This is a genomic window from Pseudomonas sp. SH10-3B (assembly GCF_019891415.1).
GTDB lineage: Bacteria > Pseudomonadota > Gammaproteobacteria > Pseudomonadales > Pseudomonadaceae > Aquipseudomonas.
The window spans coordinates 1-17,817 of the sequence record NZ_JAFLXD010000016.1 but is presented as its reverse complement, the minus strand read 5'-3'; the positions used below and the strand labels follow the sequence as shown (position 1 = coordinate 17,817).

At 60.7% G+C, this 17,817-nt stretch carries 20 protein-coding genes and 1 pseudogene; 20 read left to right on the top strand and 1 reads right to left on the bottom strand.

Going from position 1 to position 17,817, the window contains the following annotated elements; translation table 11 throughout:
- The first annotated feature begins 66 nt into the window (after positions 1 to 66).
- From fliL to J1G35_RS14165, 20 genes are all read left to right on the top strand, one after another.
- The gene (fliL, locus tag J1G35_RS14260; RefSeq protein ID WP_053133252.1) at positions 67 to 570 is read left to right on the top strand and encodes a flagellar basal body-associated protein FliL; all 504 of its coding nucleotides are present in this window, start codon (positions 67 to 69) and stop codon (positions 568 to 570) included.
- Between the two features lie 9 nt (positions 571 to 579).
- Entirely contained in the window at positions 580 to 1,548 is a 969-nt protein-coding gene (gene fliM, locus J1G35_RS14255; RefSeq protein WP_053133255.1) for a flagellar motor switch protein FliM, read from the top strand.
- A 38-nt stretch (positions 1,549 to 1,586) separates the two neighbouring features.
- On the top strand, positions 1,587 to 2,054 hold the full coding sequence (gene fliN / locus J1G35_RS14250; RefSeq protein WP_098478955.1) for a flagellar motor switch protein FliN: 468 nt from the start codon (positions 1,587 to 1,589) through the stop codon (positions 2,052 to 2,054).
- A gap of 1 nt (position 2,055) precedes the next feature.
- Entirely contained in the window at positions 2,056 to 2,493 is a 438-nt protein-coding gene (gene fliO / locus J1G35_RS14245) for a flagellar biosynthetic protein FliO (RefSeq protein WP_223015238.1), read from the top strand.
- Positions 2,493 to 3,236 (top strand): flagellar type III secretion system pore protein FliP, encoded by a 744-nt coding sequence (fliP, locus tag J1G35_RS14240; RefSeq protein WP_053133261.1) that lies wholly within the window; start codon positions 2,493 to 2,495, stop codon positions 3,234 to 3,236. Before fliO ends, fliP begins: the two co-directional genes overlap by 1 nt.
- Before the next feature lie 4 nt (positions 3,237 to 3,240).
- Positions 3,241 to 3,510, top strand: coding sequence for a flagellar biosynthesis protein FliQ (gene fliQ, locus J1G35_RS14235; protein WP_027603863.1), 270 nt, complete (start codon positions 3,241 to 3,243; stop codon positions 3,508 to 3,510).
- Between the two features lie 4 nt (positions 3,511 to 3,514).
- Positions 3,515 to 4,300 (top strand): flagellar biosynthetic protein FliR, encoded by a 786-nt coding sequence (fliR, locus tag J1G35_RS14230; protein ID WP_053133263.1) that lies wholly within the window; start codon positions 3,515 to 3,517, stop codon positions 4,298 to 4,300.
- Between the two features lie 3 nt (positions 4,301 to 4,303).
- Positions 4,304 to 5,440 (top strand): flagellar biosynthesis protein FlhB, encoded by a 1,137-nt coding sequence (gene flhB, locus J1G35_RS14225; RefSeq protein ID WP_223015237.1) that lies wholly within the window; start codon positions 4,304 to 4,306, stop codon positions 5,438 to 5,440.
- 134 nt (positions 5,441 to 5,574) lie between these two features.
- Positions 5,575 to 5,775, top strand: a complete 201-nt coding sequence (locus tag J1G35_RS14220; protein WP_053133267.1) for a cold shock domain-containing protein — start codon at positions 5,575 to 5,577, stop codon at positions 5,773 to 5,775.
- 44 nt (positions 5,776 to 5,819) lie between these two features.
- The gene (locus J1G35_RS14215; protein ID WP_053133269.1) at positions 5,820 to 6,032 is read left to right on the top strand and encodes a cold-shock protein; all 213 of its coding nucleotides are present in this window, start codon (positions 5,820 to 5,822) and stop codon (positions 6,030 to 6,032) included.
- Positions 6,033 to 6,317: 285 nt separating this feature from the next.
- Entirely contained in the window at positions 6,318 to 6,665 is a 348-nt protein-coding gene (locus tag J1G35_RS14210; protein ID WP_223015236.1) for an FKBP-type peptidyl-prolyl cis-trans isomerase, read from the top strand.
- Positions 6,666 to 6,999: 334 nt separating this feature from the next.
- Entirely contained in the window at positions 7,000 to 9,129 is a 2,130-nt protein-coding gene (flhA, locus tag J1G35_RS14205) for a flagellar biosynthesis protein FlhA (protein WP_053133390.1), read from the top strand.
- A gap of 12 nt (positions 9,130 to 9,141) precedes the next feature.
- Complete coding sequence (flhF, locus tag J1G35_RS14200) at positions 9,142 to 10,458, top strand: flagellar biosynthesis protein FlhF (RefSeq protein ID WP_053133274.1); 1,317 nt, start codon at positions 9,142 to 9,144, stop codon at positions 10,456 to 10,458.
- Positions 10,459 to 10,563: 105 nt separating this feature from the next.
- On the top strand, positions 10,564 to 11,397 hold the full coding sequence (gene fleN, locus J1G35_RS14195; protein WP_003192912.1) for a flagellar synthesis regulator FleN: 834 nt from the start codon (positions 10,564 to 10,566) through the stop codon (positions 11,395 to 11,397).
- The gene (fliA, locus tag J1G35_RS14190) at positions 11,394 to 12,134 is read left to right on the top strand and encodes an RNA polymerase sigma factor FliA (protein WP_015885174.1); all 741 of its coding nucleotides are present in this window, start codon (positions 11,394 to 11,396) and stop codon (positions 12,132 to 12,134) included. Before fleN ends, fliA begins: the two co-directional genes overlap by 4 nt.
- A gap of 170 nt (positions 12,135 to 12,304) precedes the next feature.
- Positions 12,305 to 12,679 (top strand): chemotaxis response regulator CheY, encoded by a 375-nt coding sequence (locus J1G35_RS14185; RefSeq protein ID WP_160385018.1) that lies wholly within the window; start codon positions 12,305 to 12,307, stop codon positions 12,677 to 12,679.
- 18 nt (positions 12,680 to 12,697) lie between these two features.
- Entirely contained in the window at positions 12,698 to 13,486 is a 789-nt protein-coding gene (locus tag J1G35_RS14180; protein ID WP_053133277.1) for a protein phosphatase CheZ, read from the top strand.
- 11 nt (positions 13,487 to 13,497) lie between these two features.
- Positions 13,498 to 15,717: a chemotaxis protein CheA gene (locus tag J1G35_RS14175; RefSeq protein ID WP_223015235.1), complete on the top strand. Its 2,220-nt coding sequence runs from the start codon at positions 13,498 to 13,500 to the stop codon at positions 15,715 to 15,717.
- Positions 15,718 to 15,765: 48 nt separating this feature from the next.
- Positions 15,766 to 16,899: a chemotaxis response regulator protein-glutamate methylesterase gene (locus J1G35_RS14170; protein WP_223015234.1), complete on the top strand. Its 1,134-nt coding sequence runs from the start codon at positions 15,766 to 15,768 to the stop codon at positions 16,897 to 16,899.
- Positions 16,899 to 17,639: a flagellar motor protein gene (locus J1G35_RS14165; protein ID WP_032887912.1), complete on the top strand. Its 741-nt coding sequence runs from the start codon at positions 16,899 to 16,901 to the stop codon at positions 17,637 to 17,639. The genes J1G35_RS14170 and J1G35_RS14165 overlap by 1 nt, the downstream gene beginning before the upstream one ends.
- Here the strand turns inward: J1G35_RS14165 and J1G35_RS14160 are convergent.
- A pseudogene (locus J1G35_RS14160) lies at positions 17,629 to 17,817 on the bottom strand (hypothetical protein); the annotation flags it as partial. The gene J1G35_RS14165 and the pseudogene J1G35_RS14160 overlap by 11 nt on opposite strands.

The window sequence follows — 17,817 nt, the reverse complement described above, 5'->3', positions numbered from 1 at the left end:
TGGCATAACACTTGCTCTTGCCTTTCCGTAGATCTATGAATCCCCGAATAGTGACGGATTATTGGCATGGCGAAGAGCGACGACGCAGCAGTAAAAGCACCCGCAGGCAAAGGCAAGCTCAAGCTTATCCTGATGATAGTCGTGGGCTTGCTCCTGGCCATCGGCGCCTCGGTGGGCGGCACCTGGTACATCATGCACAGCAGTGCCAGCAAGCCGGCACCTGCCGCCGAAAACGCCAGTAACGTCAAGCAACCGGCAATCTTCGAGCCGATGCTTCCGGCCTTTGTCGCCAACTTCAATCAGAACGGTCGTCAACGCTACCTGCAGGTGAGCATCACGTTGCTGGCGCGTAACCAGTCGGACCTGGATGCCCTCAAGGTGCATATGCCGGTGATCCGCAACAACCTGGTGATGCTGTTCTCCGCCCAGGGCTTCGACAGCTTGGCCACCCCGGTGGGCCAGGAAATGCTGCGCCAGAAGGTCACTGCCAGCGTGCAGGAAGTGGCCCAGAAGGAACTCGGCAAAGTCGTGGTCGAGCAGGCGCTCTTCACTAACTTCGTATTGCAGTAGGATCACCACATGGCCGTGCAGGACCTGCTGTCCCAGGATGAGATCGACGCGCTGTTGCATGGCGTCGACGATGGTCTGGTACAGACCGAAATGGCTGCCGAGCCCGGCAGCGTCAAAAGTTATGACCTGACCAGTCAGGATCGCATCGTCCGTGGACGTATGCCGACCCTGGAGATGATCAACGAGCGTTTCGCCCGCTACACCCGGATCAGCATGTTCAACATGCTGCGTCGCTCGGCGGACGTGGCGGTGGGTGGCGTGCAGGTGATGAAGTTCGGCGAGTACGTGCACTCGCTGTACGTGCCCACCAGCCTCAACCTGGTCAAGATCAAGCCGCTGCGCGGTACCGCGCTGTTCATCCTCGACGCCAAGCTGGTGTTCAAGCTGGTGGACAACTTCTTCGGCGGTGACGGCCGTCACGCCAAGATCGAAGGCCGGGAATTCACCCCGACCGAATTGCGCGTGGTGCGCATGGTGCTGGAGCAGGCCTTCATCGACTTGAAGGAAGCCTGGCAGGCGATCATGGAAGTCAATTTCGAGTACATCAACTCCGAAGTGAACCCGGCCATGGCCAACATCGTCGGCCCCAGCGAGGCCATTGTGGTGTCCACCTTCCACATCGAACTCGATGGCGGTGGCGGTGACCTGCACGTGACCATGCCGTACTCGATGATCGAGCCCGTGCGCGAGATGCTCGACGCCGGCTTCCAGTCCGACCTGGACGACCAGGACGAACGCTGGGTCAAGGCCCTGCGCGAAGACCTGCTGGACGTCGATGTGCCCCTGAGCGCCACCGTGGCCCGCCGTCAACTGCGCCTGCGGGATATTTTGCACATGCAGCCGGGTGACATCATCCCGGTCGAATTGCCGGAACAAATGATCATGCGCGCCAACGGCGTGCCGTCGTTCAAGGTCAAGCTGGGGTCCCACAAGGGCAACCTCGCTTTGCAAGTGGTTGAGCCGATCAACCGTCGCTGATCCCTATTTATGAATGTTTGCTCCGCCGAGGACATGTAATGGCTACCGAACACGAAAACACTTCCGCCGAAGACCAGGCCCTGGCTGACGAATGGGCTGCGGCCCTGGAAGAAACCGGCGATGTTGGCCAGGACGATATCGACGCGCTGCTGGCCGCCGACGCCGCCACCGCGCCGGTAGGCAACCGCCTGCCCATGGAAGAATTCGGCAGCGTGCCGAAGAACAACGACCCGGTGACCCTCGATGGGCCGAACCTGGACGTGATCCTCGACATCCCGGTGTCGATCTCCATGGAAGTGGGCAGCACCGACATCAATATCCGCAACCTGCTGCAACTCAATCAGGGCTCGGTCATCGAACTGGACCGCCTGGCCGGTGAGCCGCTGGACGTGCTGGTCAACGGCACGCTGATTGCCCACGGTGAAGTGGTGGTGGTCAACGAAAAGTTCGGCATCCGCCTGACCGACGTGATCAGCCCAAGCGAACGCATCAAGAAGTTGCGCTGATATGAACCGGCTGATGGTGGGACTGTTGGTCGCGCTGCCATTGCCCGCCTGGGCCGCCGAGCCGGTGGCCCAGGCCGTGGTCGCCGCGCCGGCAGGCACTGGGCTGGGTGGGCAATTGACCCAGTTGGTTCTGGGCCTGTTGCTGGTGGTCGGCCTGATCTTTGTGCTGGCCTGGCTGCTGCGCCGTGTGCAGCAGGTGGGGCCCGGCAACGCGCAGGTGATCGAAATGATCGGCTCCCGCGCCCTCGGCCCACGGGATCGGCTGGTGCTGGTGCAAGTGGGCGAAGAGCAGATCCTGCTGGGCCTTACCCCCGGCCGCATTACCCCGCTGCATGTACTCAAGACTCCGGTGAATGTGGATCAGTCCAAGCCCGCCACGCCAGAATTCGCCCAGCGCCTGATGGAGTTGCTGGGCAAGGATCAGAAGGATAAGAAGTAATGCGCGTTTTATTGACGCTCATGCTGTTGCTGGCCGCGCCGTTGGCGTTTGCCGCCGACCCGTTGTCGATCCCGGCGATTACGCTGGGTACCAATGCGGCCGGGGCCCAGGAATATTCGGTCAGCCTGCAGATCCTGCTGATCATGACCGCGCTGAGTTTTATCCCGGCGTTCGTCATGCTGATGACCAGCTTCACGCGGATCATCATCGTGTTCTCGATCCTGCGTCAGGCCCTGGGCCTGCAGCAGACGCCGTCGAACCAGATCCTCACCGGCATGGCGTTGTTCTTGACGATGTTCATCATGGCGCCGGTGTTCGACAAGGTGAACCAGCAAGCCCTGCAACCGTACCTGGCCGAGACCATCACGGCCCAGGTCGCGATCGACAGGGCGCAAGGGCCGATCAAGGACTTCATGCTCTCGCAGACCCGTTCCAGCGACCTTGAGCTGTTCATGCGCCTGTCCAAGCGTACCGACATCGCGACCCCGGACCAGGCGCCGCTGACCATCCTCGTGCCGGCGTTTGTCACCTCCGAATTGAAGACCGCGTTCCAGATCGGCTTCATGATCTTTATCCCGTTCCTGATCATCGACCTGGTGGTGGCGAGCGTGCTGATGGCCATGGGTATGATGATGCTGTCGCCGCTGATTATTTCGTTGCCGTTCAAGATCATGCTGTTTGTATTGGTGGACGGCTGGGCGCTGATTATCGGCACCCTGGCCGGCAGTTTCGGCGGGGTATAGCGCAATGACCCCAGAAGTCGCCGTCGACCTGTTCCGTGAAGCGCTGTGGCTGACCACCGTCATGGTGGCCGTGCTGGTGGTGCCGAGCCTGTTGGTGGGCCTGCTGGTGGCGATGTTCCAGGCCGCGACCCAGATCAACGAACAGACCTTGAGCTTCCTGCCGCGCCTGTTGGTGATGCTGATCACCCTGATCGTCGCCGGCCCGTGGCTGGTGCAAACCTTCATGGAATACATCCTGCAGTTGTACGGCAGTATTCCGCAGTTGATCGGCTGATCGGATGAACTCCCTGCTGGCATTGACCGACACTCAGATCAGCACCTGGGTGGCCTCGTTCATCCTGCCGTTGTTTCGGGTGACGGCCATGCTGATGGCCATGCCGGTGTTCGGCACGACCCTGGTTCCACGCCGGGTGCGCCTGTATTTCGCCGTGGCAATTACCGTGGTGCTGGTGCCCGGGTTGCCGCCCATGCCGCCGGTGAATGCCCTGGACCTGAGTGCCCTGATGCTGATCGCCGAGCAGATCCTGATCGGCGCCATGTTGGGCTTCTCCCTGCAGCTGTTCTTCCAGGCATTTGTGATTGCCGGGCAAATCATCTCGATCCAGATGGGTATGGGCTTTGCGTCCATGGTCGACCCCACCAACGGCGTGTCGGCGGCGGTGATCGGACAATTCCTGACCATGCTGGTGACCCTGTTGTTCCTGGCCATGAACGGTCACTTGGTGGCGTTCGAGGTGTTGACCGAAAGCTTCACCACCTTGCCGGTGGGCTCTGGGCTGGTGGTCAATCACTTCTGGGAAATGGTCGGGCGCCTCGGCTGGGTGCTTGGCGCGTCGCTGTTGCTGGTGCTGCCGGCCATCACCGCGCTGCTGGTGGTCAACATTGCGTTTGGTGTGATGACCCGTGCGGCGCCGCAGTTGAACATCTTTTCGATTGGTTTCCCGCTGACCCTGGTATTGGGCATGGGGATTTTCTGGATCGGCCTGGCCGACATTCTCAATCAGTATCAACCGCTGGCGACCGACGCCTTGCAGTTCTTACGCGATCTGGCACGGGCGCGCTGAGCCATGGCCGAGAGCGAGAGTGGTCAGGACAAAACAGAAGACCCCACGGAGAAACGTAAAAAGGACTCCAGGGAAAAGGGCGAGATCGCGCGCTCCAAAGAACTCAATACCGTTGCGACGATGATGGCCGGTGCCGGTGCCTTGTTGATCTATGGCGGGGGGCTGGCGCTGGATTTGCTGGAGCTGATGAAGCACAACTTCACCTTGCCGCGCGAGGTGTTGCTCAACCCCGACTCCATGGGCCAATACCTGCTGCACTCGGGCAAGATCGCCCTTCTGGCGGTGCAGCCGATCCTGATCACCTTGCTGTTGGCCGCACTGATCGGTCCGGTCGCCCTCGGTGGCTGGCTGTTCGCTGCCGGCAGCATGGCGCCTAAATTCAGCCGCATGAACCCGGCGGCGGGTCTCAAGCGCATGTTTTCCGCCAAGGCGCTGGTGGAGCTGCTCAAGGCCCTGGCCAAGTTCATCCTGATTCTGTTCGTCGCGCTGATGGTGTTGTCGTCGGACATCGACGACCTGCTGCGCATCGCCCATGAACCGCTGGAATCGGCGATCATCCACAGCGTGCAGGTGGTGGGCTGGAGTGCGCTGTGGATGGCCGCCGGGCTGATCATCATCGCGGCGGTGGATGCGCCGATCCAGCTGTGGGAAAGCCACAAGAAACTGCTGATGACCAAGCAGGAAGTGCGTGACGAGCATAAGGACCAGGAGGGGCGTCCCGAGGTCAAGCAACGCATTCGCCAGCTGCAGCGGGAAATGTCCCAGCGCAAGATGATGGCTTCGGTGCCCGATGCTGACGTAATCATCACCAACCCGACGCACTACGCCGTGGCCCTCAAGTACGACCCGGAGAAGGGCGGCGCCCCGATGCTGCTGGCCAAGGGCAGCGACTTTACCGCATTGAAAATCCGCGAAATCGCCGTGGCCCACGACATCCTGCTGCTGGAATCGCCGGAGCTGGCGCGGTCGATCTTCTACTCCACCGACCTTGACCAGGAGATCCCCGCAGGGTTGTACCTGGCCGTGGCCCAGGTGTTGGCGTATGTCTATCAGATTCGCCAATACCGCGCCGGCAAGGGCAAGCGCCCGGATCCGCTCAAGGATCTGCCGATTCCGCCGGAGTTGCGTCGCGATTCCTGATCTTTCCCGCATTTATAGTGCCACCGCTCGTCGAAAACTCCCCTCGACCTGTCAACTTTGACAGTAGCCAGCATCACCTTCTCGCGGTTCTATGGCCTTCAGGCACTGCGCATTACGATGCAGGATGTGAGGTGATGCAGTTGTTTAAAGGCAGAGTCAAAGCTTATGACCCGCAAACCGGCAAAGGCTCTATTGCGCCGGAGGGTGGCGGCGATGACGTGTCAGTAGATTCGCGCAGCTCGGGTGAGCGCTTGCTTTCGGAGGGTCAGAAAGTGTCGTTTCGGATGATTCATCGGCCCGATGGCGTCTATGCGTGCGACATCAAACTGATCTGACGACACCCGTGCAGGCCCTTAATTGAAGTGTACGGAGAACGGCAATGGCGACGGGTACGGTGAAATGGTTTAACGCGGAGAAGGGGTTTGGGTTTATCACTCAGGACGGTGGGGGCGATCTATTTGTGCACTACTCGGCCATAACGAGCGGCGGATTCAGAACCCTTGAAGAGGGGCAAAAAGTAGAGTTCGAGGTTGCCCAGGGGCCCAAAGGTGCTCAGGCTGAAAACGTCCGCGTCCAGGCCTCAAATGTGTAAACGATGTCCCCGGTTTCAGATGTAAACGATGTCTACGGTTCTACACCCCGATAGCGGTGTATCAGCAGCCTACCCTTGGCCTGACACACGGCTATCTGGGGTAAGCCCCTCCAATATTTGGCCCCGATTTCACCTCGATAAGCTCAGTTGGCCGTTGGGCCTTTGCTAGTGAGTTGTACTTCCTACCTGTCAACCTTAACAGTAGCCGCCGCCACGGTATCGCGATCTGATGGTGCGGAACGCACACGGCGTGCGTAAATCTTGTTGAGGAAGGAGGGATTTCTGATGATCACTACCGACAGCGGTCTTCAGTATGGGGACACGACAGAGGGTAAAGGTGTTGAAGCCAAGGCTGGCCAGCGTGTCAGCGTTCATTACACGGGTTGGCTTTGGGAAAATGGCGTACAAGGGGCCAAGTTTGACTCGAGCCGTGATCGCAACGATCCATTCGTGTTTGCATTGGGTGCGGGTCAAGTTATTCGTGGGTGGGATGAGGGTGTGCAAGGAATGAAGGTTGGCGGGCAGCGACGGTTGATCATCCCTCCTCAGCTTGGGTATGGGGCAAGGGGCGCTGGGGGGGTAATCCCACCAAATGCAACACTCTGCTTTGATGTGGAATTGCTCGGTGTTTGATTGTTCTCTCACTGCCAGAGGAATATGACATCTCGCAAGGTCACAAAGACCCGCAGGCCGGGAATATACGACCTCTTTAAAAGCTTACCCCCGTTCGAAAGTGTGGAAAGGGCTTGCCCCCGATAGTGGTGGATCAGTCAAAACATCAGTGCCTGACACTCAGCAATCGGGAGCAAGCCCCCTCCCACAGTCCAATCGATTTATACCCGCTGGATTGTGTCCTTTATGAGGAGGTCCGAAACTAAAAGCAAAGTTGGAAGGCTTCTTGCAATACCGCCTCCAGGACGCCTCCCGGCGTCAAAAGTTTGCTTCAAGGAAACGAGGAATACCGGTGGTGGATCGCTCTCAAATGTTCAGCACGGCCCGTGGCACCCTGACTGACCTTTCGCGGGGCAATCTGGGTGTGCCGTTGTTGTTGCTGGTCATGCTGGCAATGATGATGTTGCCGATGCCGCCGTTCCTGCTGGACGTGTTCTTCACCTTCAACATTGCCCTCTCCGTCGTGGTGCTGCTGGTGTGCGTCTACGCCCTGCGGCCGCTGGATTTCGCGGTGTTCCCGACGATCCTGCTGGTGGCGACCCTGCTGCGGCTGGCGCTGAACGTGGCGTCCACGCGGGTGGTGATGCTCCACGGCCAAGACGGCCACGCCGCCGCCGGTAAGGTAATCCAGGCCTTCGGTGAGGTGGTGATCGGCGGTAACTACGTGGTCGGTATCGTGGTGTTCGCGATCCTGATGATCATCAACTTCGTGGTGGTGACCAAGGGCGCCGGGCGGATTTCCGAGGTGAGCGCGCGGTTTACCCTCGACGCCATGCCCGGCAAACAGATGGCCATCGACGCCGACCTCAACGCCGGTCTGATCGACCAGAACCAGGCCAAGACCCGCCGTTTGGAAGTGGCCCAGGAAGCCGAGTTCTACGGCTCCATGGACGGTGCCAGCAAATTCGTGCGCGGTGACGCCATCGCCGGCCTGCTGATCCTGTTTATCAACCTGATCGGCGGCATGGCGGTCGGGATCTTCCAGCACGGCATGACCTTCGGCGATGCGGGCAAGGTGTACGCCTTGCTGACCATCGGTGACGGTTTAGTGGCGCAATTGCCATCACTGTTGTTATCTACAGCGGCAGCCATCATGGTGACCCGTGCTTCGGGCTCCGAAGACATGGGCAAGCAGATCAGCCGGCAGATGTTTGCCTCGCCCAAGGCCCTGGCCGTGGCAGCGGGCATCATGGCGATCATGGGCATCGTGCCGGGCATGCCCCATGTGTCGTTCCTGAGCATGGCCGCCCTGGCGGGCGGCGCTGCCTACCTGTTCTGGAAAAAGCAAAATGCGGTCAAGGTCCAGGCCCTGCAGGAAGTGGCGCGCCAGCAGGAACTGCTGCCATCCCCGGCGCGCGCCCAGGAAACCAAGGAGTTGGGCTGGGACGACGTGACGCCTATCGACATGATCGGCCTGGAAGTCGGCTACCGCCTGATTCCACTGGTGGACCGCAACCAGGGCGGCCAGTTGCTCGCGCGGATCAAGGGCGTGCGCAAGAAGCTGTCCCAGGACCTGGGCTTCCTGATGCCCACCGTGCACATCCGCGACAACCTTGACCTGGCACCCAGTGCCTACCGCCTGACCCTGATGGGCGTGATCCTGGCCGAAGCCGAGATCTACCCGGACCGCGAGCTGGCAATCAACCCCGGCCAGGTGTTCGGCAGCCTCAACGGCATCACCGCCAAAGATCCGGCTTTTGGCCTGGACGCGGTGTGGATCGAAATCAGCCAGCGCAGCCAGGCGCAGTCCCTGGGCTACACCGTGGTGGACGCCAGTACGGTGGTCGCCACGCACCTCAACCAGATTCTGTACAAGCACTCCCATGAGCTGATCGGTCACGAAGAAGTCCAGCAATTGATGGGGTTGCTGGGCAAGGCTTCGCCAAAACTGGCGGAAGAGCTGGTACCGGGCGTGCTGTCACTGTCGCAACTGCTCAAGGTGCTGCAGGCGTTGCTGGCCGAACAGGTGCCGGTGCGCGACATTCGCAGCATTGCCGAGGCTATCGCCAACAACGCCGCCAAGAGTCAAGATACCGCCGCGCTGGTGGCCGCAGTGCGCGTCGGATTGTCCCGCGCAATCGTGCAAAGCATTGTAGGGCTTGACTCCGAGCTGCCTGTGATCACCTTGGAACCAAGGTTGGAACAAATATTGCTCAATAGTATTCAGAAGGCGGGACAAGGCCAGGAAGAGGGCGTTCTGCTGGAGCCAAGCATGGCTGAAAAACTGCAGCGTTCGTTGATCGACGCCGCACAGCGCCAGGAAATGCAGGGCCAACCGGTGATTCTGCTGGTGGCAGGCCCGGTTCGGGCGATGTTGTCGCGGTTTGGACGTCTGGCAGTACCGAATTTGCACGTTTTGGCTTATCAGGAAATTCCTGACAACAAGCAAGTGACTATCGTCGCGACAGTAGGGCCCAACGGCTGAGGGTAGTGGGTTATGCAAGTTAAGCGTTTTTTCGCCGCCGATATGCGTCAGGCCATGAAACTGGTCCGCGATGAGCTGGGCGCCGACGCCGCGATTATCGGTAACCGTCGTATTGCCGGCGGTGTCGAGCTGACGGCTGCCCTGGATTACACCCCCTCGGCGTTGGCGCCGCGTGTGCCGAACATGGAGCTTGAAGACGAGCTGCGCAAGACTGCGTCGCGCATCGTCTCGGCCCAGGCTGAACTGAGCATGCGTGGCGACAGCGATGCCACCACCAATCGCCAGTTGTTCGCCGGCCTGCCGCTGACCGCCGCCGAGCCGCTGGTCGAACCAACCTTTATCGAACCGCCGCGTCCTGCTGCGCCAGCCCCGGCCGCCGCAGTCGACCAGCGCGTCTTCGACTCGATGCGCTTTGAACTCAACGGCCTGCGCGAACTGCTGGAAGTGCAACTCGGGTCGCTGGCCTGGACCCAGCTGCAAGGCAGCAAACCGCAACAGGCCAACCTGTGGCGCCGCCTGCAACGCATCGGCTTGTCCGGCCCGTTGTCCCGCGACCTGCTGGCGCTGACCACCGAAATCGAAGAGCCTCGCCAGGCCTGGCGCATGTTGCTGGCCCACCTGGCGCGGATGATCGCCACCCCGGAAATCGAACCCCTGGAAGAGGGCGGCGTGATTGCCATGGTCGGCCCTGCCGGCATGGGCAAGACCACCACCCTGGCCAAGCTGGCGGCGCGTTACGTGCTCAAGTACGGCGCGAATAACATCGCGCTGGTGAGCATGGACAGCTACCGCATCGGCGCCCAGGAACAGCTCAAGACCCTGGGCCGTATCCTCAATGTGCCGGTCACCCACGTCGACCCGGGCCAGTCCCTGGCCAACGCGCTCGATCCGTTGCTGCGCAAGCGTGTGGTGCTGATTGACACCGCCGGCCTGCAAGCCAGCGATCCGGCGTTGCGCATGCAGCTGGAAAGCCTGGCCGGGCGCGGCATCAAGTCAAAAAATTACCTGGTGCTTGCAACCACCAGCCAGAAACAGGTTCTTACCGCTGCGTACCATAGCTACAAGCGTTGCGGTCTGGCCGGTTGCATCCTGACCAAACTGGATGAAACCGCCAGCCTGGGCGAAGTGTTGAGCCTGGCTATCAGCCATGAACTACCGGTTGCTTACCTGACCGACGGGCCGCGGATCCCGGATGATTTGCATCTGCCGCGCCGTCATCAGTTGGTCAGCCGCGCCGTGAGCGTGCAAATGCAAGAAGAGCCTAGCGAGGAAGCGATGGCCGATATGTTCGCCGACCTTTACCACAACCCGGCAAAGCGGGTGGGTTGAGGCGCGATGAACACCGTGAAATGTACCTACATCGATGGTCTGCAAGCGATTCACGCGGCCAAGCCATGTAGCCTGCGTCTAAGCAAGACAAGGTAAAGAAATAAAATGGGCAGCATGCATCCCGTACAGGTGATCGCGGTGACCGGCGGCAAAGGTGGCGTCGGAAAAACTAACGTGTCAGTGAATTTGTCCCTGGCCCTGGCAGAGCTTGGCCGTCGCGTCATGCTGCTGGATGCTGACCTGGGGCTGGCGAACGTCGACGTTCTGCTGGGGCTGACGCCCAAACACACCCTTGCCGATGTGATCGAGGGGCGCTGTGAGCTGCGCGATGTGCTGCTCCAGGGCCCTGGCGGGATCCGCATCGTGCCGGCCGCCTCCGGCACCCAGAGCATGGTGCACCTGAGTCCGGCTCAGCATGCCGGCCTGATCCAGGCATTCAGTGATATCGGCGACAACCTCGACGTGCTGGTGATCGACACCGCCGCCGGGATCGGCGAGTCCGTGGTCAGCTTCGTGCGCGCGGCGCAGGAAGTCTTGCTGGTGGTCTGCGATGAACCCACCTCGATCACCGACGCCTACGCCCTGATCAAACTGCTTAACCGCGACTACGGCATGAACCGCTTCCGCGTCCTGGCCAACATGGCCCAGAGCCCGCAGGAAGGTCGCAACCTGTTCGCCAAGTTGACCAAGGTCACGGATCGCTTTCTCGATGTGGCCTTACAATACGTCGGCGCAGTTCCCTACGACGAGTGTGTGCGCAAGGCTGTGCAAAAGCAGCGTGCAGTCTACGAAGCGTTCCCTCGCTCCAAATGCGCATTGGCGTTCAAGGCTATTGCCCAGAAGGTCGATACCTGGCCGTTGCCTGCCAACCCTCGGGGGCATCTGGAGTTTTTCGTCGAGCGATTGGTGCATCAGACGAGTGCAGGACCGGTGCTATGACAGCGAACGGCTATAACGCGTACAAGAAGTCTGCCCGTGACAGTCAAGGCGAGTTGATCGAGCGCTATGCGCCGCTGGTCAAGCGGATCGCCTATCACCTGCTGGCACGCCTGCCCGCCAGTGTCCAGGTCGAAGACCTGATCCAGGCGGGCATGATCGGCCTGCTCGAAGTGTCGACCAAGTACGACGCAAGCAAGGGTGCAAGTTTCGAGACCTATGCGGGTATCCGTATCCGTGGCGCGATGCTGGACGAAGTGCGCAAGGGTGACTGGGCGCCACGCTCGGTGCACCGCAATACGCGCATGGTCAGTGACGCAATTCGGGCAATTGAAGCAAAAACCGGTCGCGACGCTAAAGATCACGAAGTTGCGGCCGAACTCCAATTGAGTCTCGACGATTATTACGGGATTTTGAACGATACCTTGGGCAGCCGCCTGTTCAGTTTCGACGACCTGTTGCAGGACGGCGAGCACGAAGGGCTGCACGAGGACGGCGCGAGCGCGCATATGGAGCCGTCGCGTGACCTGGAAGACGAACGTTTCCAGGGGGCGTTGGCGGACGCCATTGCCAACCTGCCGGAGCGCGAGCGGTTGGTGTTGGCGCTGTACTACGACGAAGAGCTGAACCTCAAGGAAATCGGTGAGGTCCTGGGGGTCAGCGAATCGCGTGTCAGCCAGTTGCACAGCCAGTGCGCGGCCCGCTTGCGGGGGCGTTTGGGAGAGTGGCGAGCGCGCTGACAGGCAGTGTGGGGAGCATTGCAAAGCGATACCGCGAAGGTGATTGGCCTTCGCGGGTTCGACCCGTGGTGCCCCCGGCAGTCCTTGTTGTGTAATGCCTGTTGATTGAAATGGCGCGTCCAGGTGCTGGGCGCGTTTAAGACTGCTTGGAGGTCGAATTGGACAAGAACATGAAAATCCTCATCGTTGATGACTTCTCAACGATGCGGCGGATCATAAAAAACCTGTTGCGTGACCTGGGGTTCACAAACACGGTCGAGGCGGATGATGGCCTGACGGCGATTCCGATCCTCAACAGCGGGAGCATCGACTTTCTGGTAACGGACTGGAACATGCCGGGCATGACCGGTATCGACTTGTTGCGCCACGTGCGTGCCGACGAAAAACTGCGCAGCCTTCCCGTGTTGATGGTGACCGCCGAGGCCAAGCGTGAACAGATCATCGAAGCCGCCCAAGCCGGGGTCAACGGTTACGTGGTCAAGCCATTCACTGCACAGGCCTTGAAAGAGAAGATCGAAAAGATCTTCGAACGCATCCACGGCTAATGCCATCGCGGGGGAGCTATGGAGCATAAAGAAACGTCACTGGGCGACTTTGAGTCGACCCTGAAAAAGCATGCTCACCAGTTGGTCGACAGCCTTGAAAAAGGCCATTTCGGCGACGCGGTGCAGTTGATCCATGAGCTCAACCAGACCCGTGACCGCGGCCTGTACCAGGAAGTGGGCAAGCTCACACGCGAGCTGCACAGTGCGATCGTCAATTTCCAGATTGATCCGCACATGCCCCAGGCCGAAGAGATTTCGCAGATCACCGATGCCACCGAACGCCTGTCCTATGTGGTCAGGCTGACCGAGGCGGCGGCCAACCGCACCATGGACCTGGTGGAAAACGCCACGCCCCTGGTTAACGGCATGGCCACTGAGGCCCACGCCCTGAGCAACGACTGGGGCCGCTTCATGCGCCGTGAAGTCGGTGCAGAAGAGTTTCGTGAGCTGGCCCGTCGAGTCGAAGGGTTCCTGTCACGCAGCGAGCAGGAAAACCGCACGGTTGCCAGCAACCTCAATGACATTCTGCTCGCCCAGGATTACCAGGACCTGACTGGTCAGGTGATCAAGCGTGTGACCCAGTTGGTCACCGAAGTGGAAAGCAACCTGCTCAAATTGGTGCTCATGGCCGGCCAGGTCGACCGTTTTGCCGGCATCGAACATGACCGCGAAGCGATCCTCTCTGAAAAAGATCCACAAAAACATCTCGCCAAGGGTGAAGGTCCGCAGATTCATGCCGATAAACGTGAAGACGTTGTGTCAGGTCAGGATGACGTAGATGACCTGTTATCCAGTTTAGGCTTCTAAGGAGCACCCACATGAGCTTCGGCGCCGATGAAGAGATCCTTCAGGATTTCCTTGTAGAGGCCGGCGAAATTTTAGAGCAACTGTCCGAACAACTGGTCGAGCTGGAAAGCCGCCCGGATGATGCGAACCTGCTCAATGCAATTTTTCGCGGTTTTCATACTGTAAAAGGGGGCGCCGGCTTCCTCCAGCTCCATGAGCTGGTGGAGTGCTGCCACATCGCCGAGAACGTGTTCGACATCCTGCGCAAGGGTGAGCGTCACGTTGATTCGGAGTTGATGGACGTGATTCTCGAAGCACTGGATGCGGTCAACGGCATGTTCAGCGAAGTTCGCGAGCGTGCCCCGATCACCGCAGCCACGCCGGAACTGCTGGCCGCCCTGGCGCGCTATGCAGAGCCGGCCGACACCACGGCAGCGCCGGTGGTCGAAGCCGCACCGGAACCGGTGGCGGAGCCTGAAGCAGATGTGACGGACAGTGAGTTCGAACAACTGCTCAACTCCCTCAGTGCCGTCAAGGCCGAGGCCGAAGCTCCGGCCGCCGTTGCCCCGGCTGTCGCGCCGAGCAGCGAAGACATTACCGACGCTGAGTTCGAGTCTTTGCTCGACCAGTTGCACGGCAAAGGTCAGTTCGCGGCCGACGCCGTGGCGCCTGCCGGTGCTGTCCCAGCTGCGGTGGATGCGCCTGTCGCGCCTGCCAGCACCGACATCACTGACGACGAATTCGAAGCCTTGCTCGACCAGTTGCATGGCAAGGGCACCTTTGCGGCCGACGCCTTGCCGGAAGTCGCCGCTACGGCCGCAGCACCCGCTGCCACTGCCAAGCCTGCGGACGATGGGTTGATCTCCGATCACGAATTCGAAGCGCTGCTGGACGACTTGCACGGCAAAGGCAAGTTCACCGAAGTCGCCCCGGCTGCTGCCGTGGCCACGGCGGCACCGGTTGCGGCCAAACCCGCTGCCAAAGCTGCCGCGCCGGCCGCCAAGCCTTCGCCTGCGCCCGCTGCTGCCCCGGCTCCGGCACGTGCCGCTGCGGCACCGGTCGCGGAAAAACCGGCCAGTGAAGCCGAAACCACCGTACGGGTCGATACCGCGCGGCTGGACGACATCATGAACATGGTCGGCGAGCTGGTATTGGTGCGTAACCGCCTGGTGCGCCTGGGCTTGAGCAGTGGCGATGAAGCCATGCAAAAGGCCGTGTCGAACCTCGACGTGGTCACCGCCGACCTGCAAACCGCGGTGATGAAAACGCGGATGCAGCCGATCAAGAAAGTCTTCGGCCGCTTCCCGCGCCTGGTTCGCGACCTCGCGCGCCAATTGAAGAAAGAGATCAACCTGGAACTGGTGGGTGAAGAAACCGACCTCGACAAAAACCTTGTCGAGGCCCTGGCCGACCCGCTGGTCCACTTGGTGCGCAACGCTGTCGACCACGGTGTCGAAACCCCGGAAGAACGTGAAGCCTCTGGCAAGTCCCGTGGCGGCAAGGTAATCCTGGCGGCGGAACAGGAAGGCGACCACATCCTGCTGTCGATTACCGATGACGGCAAGGGCATGGACCCGACGATTCTGCGCAATATTGCAGTCAAGCGTGGCGTGATGGACAAGGACGCCGCCGACCGCCTGACCGACACCGAGTGCTACAACCTGATCTTCGCCCCTGGCTTCTCGACCAAGACCGAGATTTCCGACGTGTCGGGCCGTGGCGTGGGCATGGACGTGGTGAAGACCAAGATCAGCCAGCTCAACGGCTCGATCAATATCTACTCGACCAAGGGCCAGGGCTCCAAGATCGTCATCAAGGTGCCGTTGACCCTGGCGATCATGCCGACCCTGATGGTGATGCTGGGCAACCAGGCATTTGCCTTCCCGCTGGTCAACGTCAACGAGATCTTCCACCTCGACCTGTCACGCACCAACGTGGTGGACGGCCAGGAAGTGGTGATCGTTCGGGACAAGGCGTTGCCCCTGTTCTACCTCAAGCGCTGGCTGGTTGCTTCGGCTGCCCATGAAGAGCAGCGCGAGGGCCATGTGGTGATTCTCTCCGTGGGCACCCAGCGAATCGGCTTTGTCGTCGATCAACTGGTGGGCCAGGAAGAAGTGGTCATCAAGCCTTTGGGCAAAATGCTGCAGGGAACCCCGGGCATGTCGGGTGCGACCATTACCGGTGACGGTCGGATCGCACTGATTCTCGATGTTCCGAGCATGCTCAAGCGTTACGCCGCTCGGCGTATTTGATTCTGGTGGGGCAGGGCGGTCTTGCCCGCCCCACCTAACGGAGTGTTTATGGCAGTCAAGGTCCTGGTGGTGGACGATTCGGGTTTCTTCCGCCGCCGCGTCTCGGAAATTCTTTCCGCCGATCCAAGCATCCAGGTGGTCGGCACGGCCACCAACGGCAAAGAGGCGATTGATCAAGCCATTGCGTTGAAACCGGACGTGATCACCATGGACTACGAGATGCCGATGATGGATGGCATCACGGCAGTTCGGCACATCATGCAACGCTGCCCGACCCCGGTATTGATGTTCTCCTCGCTGACCCACGAAGGCGCCCGAGTGACCCTCGACGCGTTGGATGCGGGTGCGGTGGACTTCCTGCCGAAGAATTTCGAAGACATCTCGCGTAACCCCGAGAAGGTCAAGCAACTGCTGTGCGAGAAAGTCCACAGTATTTCCCGCAGCAACCGTCGCAGCCTGTTCAGCGCGCCAGCCCCTGCGCCGGCACCGGTGGCTGCACCGGCTGCACCGACCAGTTCGTCGTTCAACCGCCCGGCGCCTGCGCCGGTTGCACGGCCTGCCGCACCGCCGGTTCGCACGCCGGCAGCCTCTGCTGCCCATTCGCCTGCGCCCAAGCGCAAGGCCTACAAGCTGGTCGCCATCGGCACCTCCACCGGCGGTCCGGTCGCCTTGCAACGCGTGTTGACTCAATTGCCGGCCAACTTCCCGGCGCCGATCGTATTGATCCAGCACATGCCCGCCGCCTTCACCAAGGCGTTTGCCGAGCGCCTGGACAAGCTGTGCCGCATCAGCGTCAAGGAAGCCGAGGACGGTGACATCCTGCGCCCTGGCCTGGCGTTGCTGGCCCCAGGCGGCAAACAGATGATGGTCGATGCCCGTGGCGCGATCAAAATCCTGCCGGGTGATGAACGCCTTAACTACAAGCCGTGCGTGGACATCACCTTCGGTTCGGCGGCCAAGTCCTACGGCGACAAAGTTCTGGCGGTGGTGCTCACCGGCATGGGCGCCGACGGCCGTGAAGGCGCACGCCTGCTCAAGCAGGGCGGCAGTGCGATCTGGGCCCAGGACGAAGCCAGCTGCGTGATCTATGGCATGCCCATGGCCATCGTCAAAGCTGACCTGGCCGACGCCGTCTACAGCCTGGATGACATCGGCAAGCATCTGGTGGAGGCCTGCCTCTGATGGATGTCTTGAGCCTGATCGGCATCATCATGGCGTTTGTCGCCATTATCGGCGGCAACTACCTCGAAGGCGGTCACCTGGGCGCCCTGGCCAACGGCCCGGCGGCGTTGATCGTGATCGGCGGCACCGTGGGCGCCGCGTTGTTGCAGTCACCGATGAGTTCGTTCAAGCGTGCGATGCAGATCGTCATCTGGATCATTTTTCCGCCGCGTGTCGACCTGGCCGGTGGCATCGACCGGGTGGTCAACTGGAGCCTCACCGCACGCAAGGAAGGCCTGCTGGGCCTTGAAGGCGTGGCCGATGCCGAACCCGACAGCTACTCGCGCAAAGGCCTGCAATTGCTGGTCGACGGCGCCGAGCCGGAAGCGATCCGCAGCATCCTGGAGGTGGATTTCTACACCCAGGAAAGTCGCGACATCAATGCCGCCAAAGTGTTTGAAAGCATGGGCGGCTACGCGCCGACCATCGGCATCATCGGGGCGGTGATGGGCCTGATTCACGTCATGGGCAACCTGGCCGATCCGTCGCAGTTGGGCAGCGGTATTGCCGTGGCCTTCGTCGCGACGATCTACGGGGTGGCCAGTGCCAACCTGGTGCTGTTGCCGGTGGCCAGCAAGCTCAAGTCGATTGCCATGCGCCAGTCCCGTTACCGCGAGATGCTGCTGGAAGGCATCCTGTCGATTGCCGAGGGCGAGAACCCGCGCTCCATCGAATTGAAGCTCCAGGGCTTCATGGATTGATGGTCATGAACCCTGTAGGAGCGAGCTTGCTCGCGAAAAACCCGAGAACAACGCGTTCATCCAGGATGCCCGCGTTATCGTTGACGATTTTCGCGAGCAAGCTCGCTCCTACAGTTGATTTGTTTTGCGGAGGTAATCGCCTGTGAGCCGTCGCCGTCGCGAGCCTGAAGAACACGTC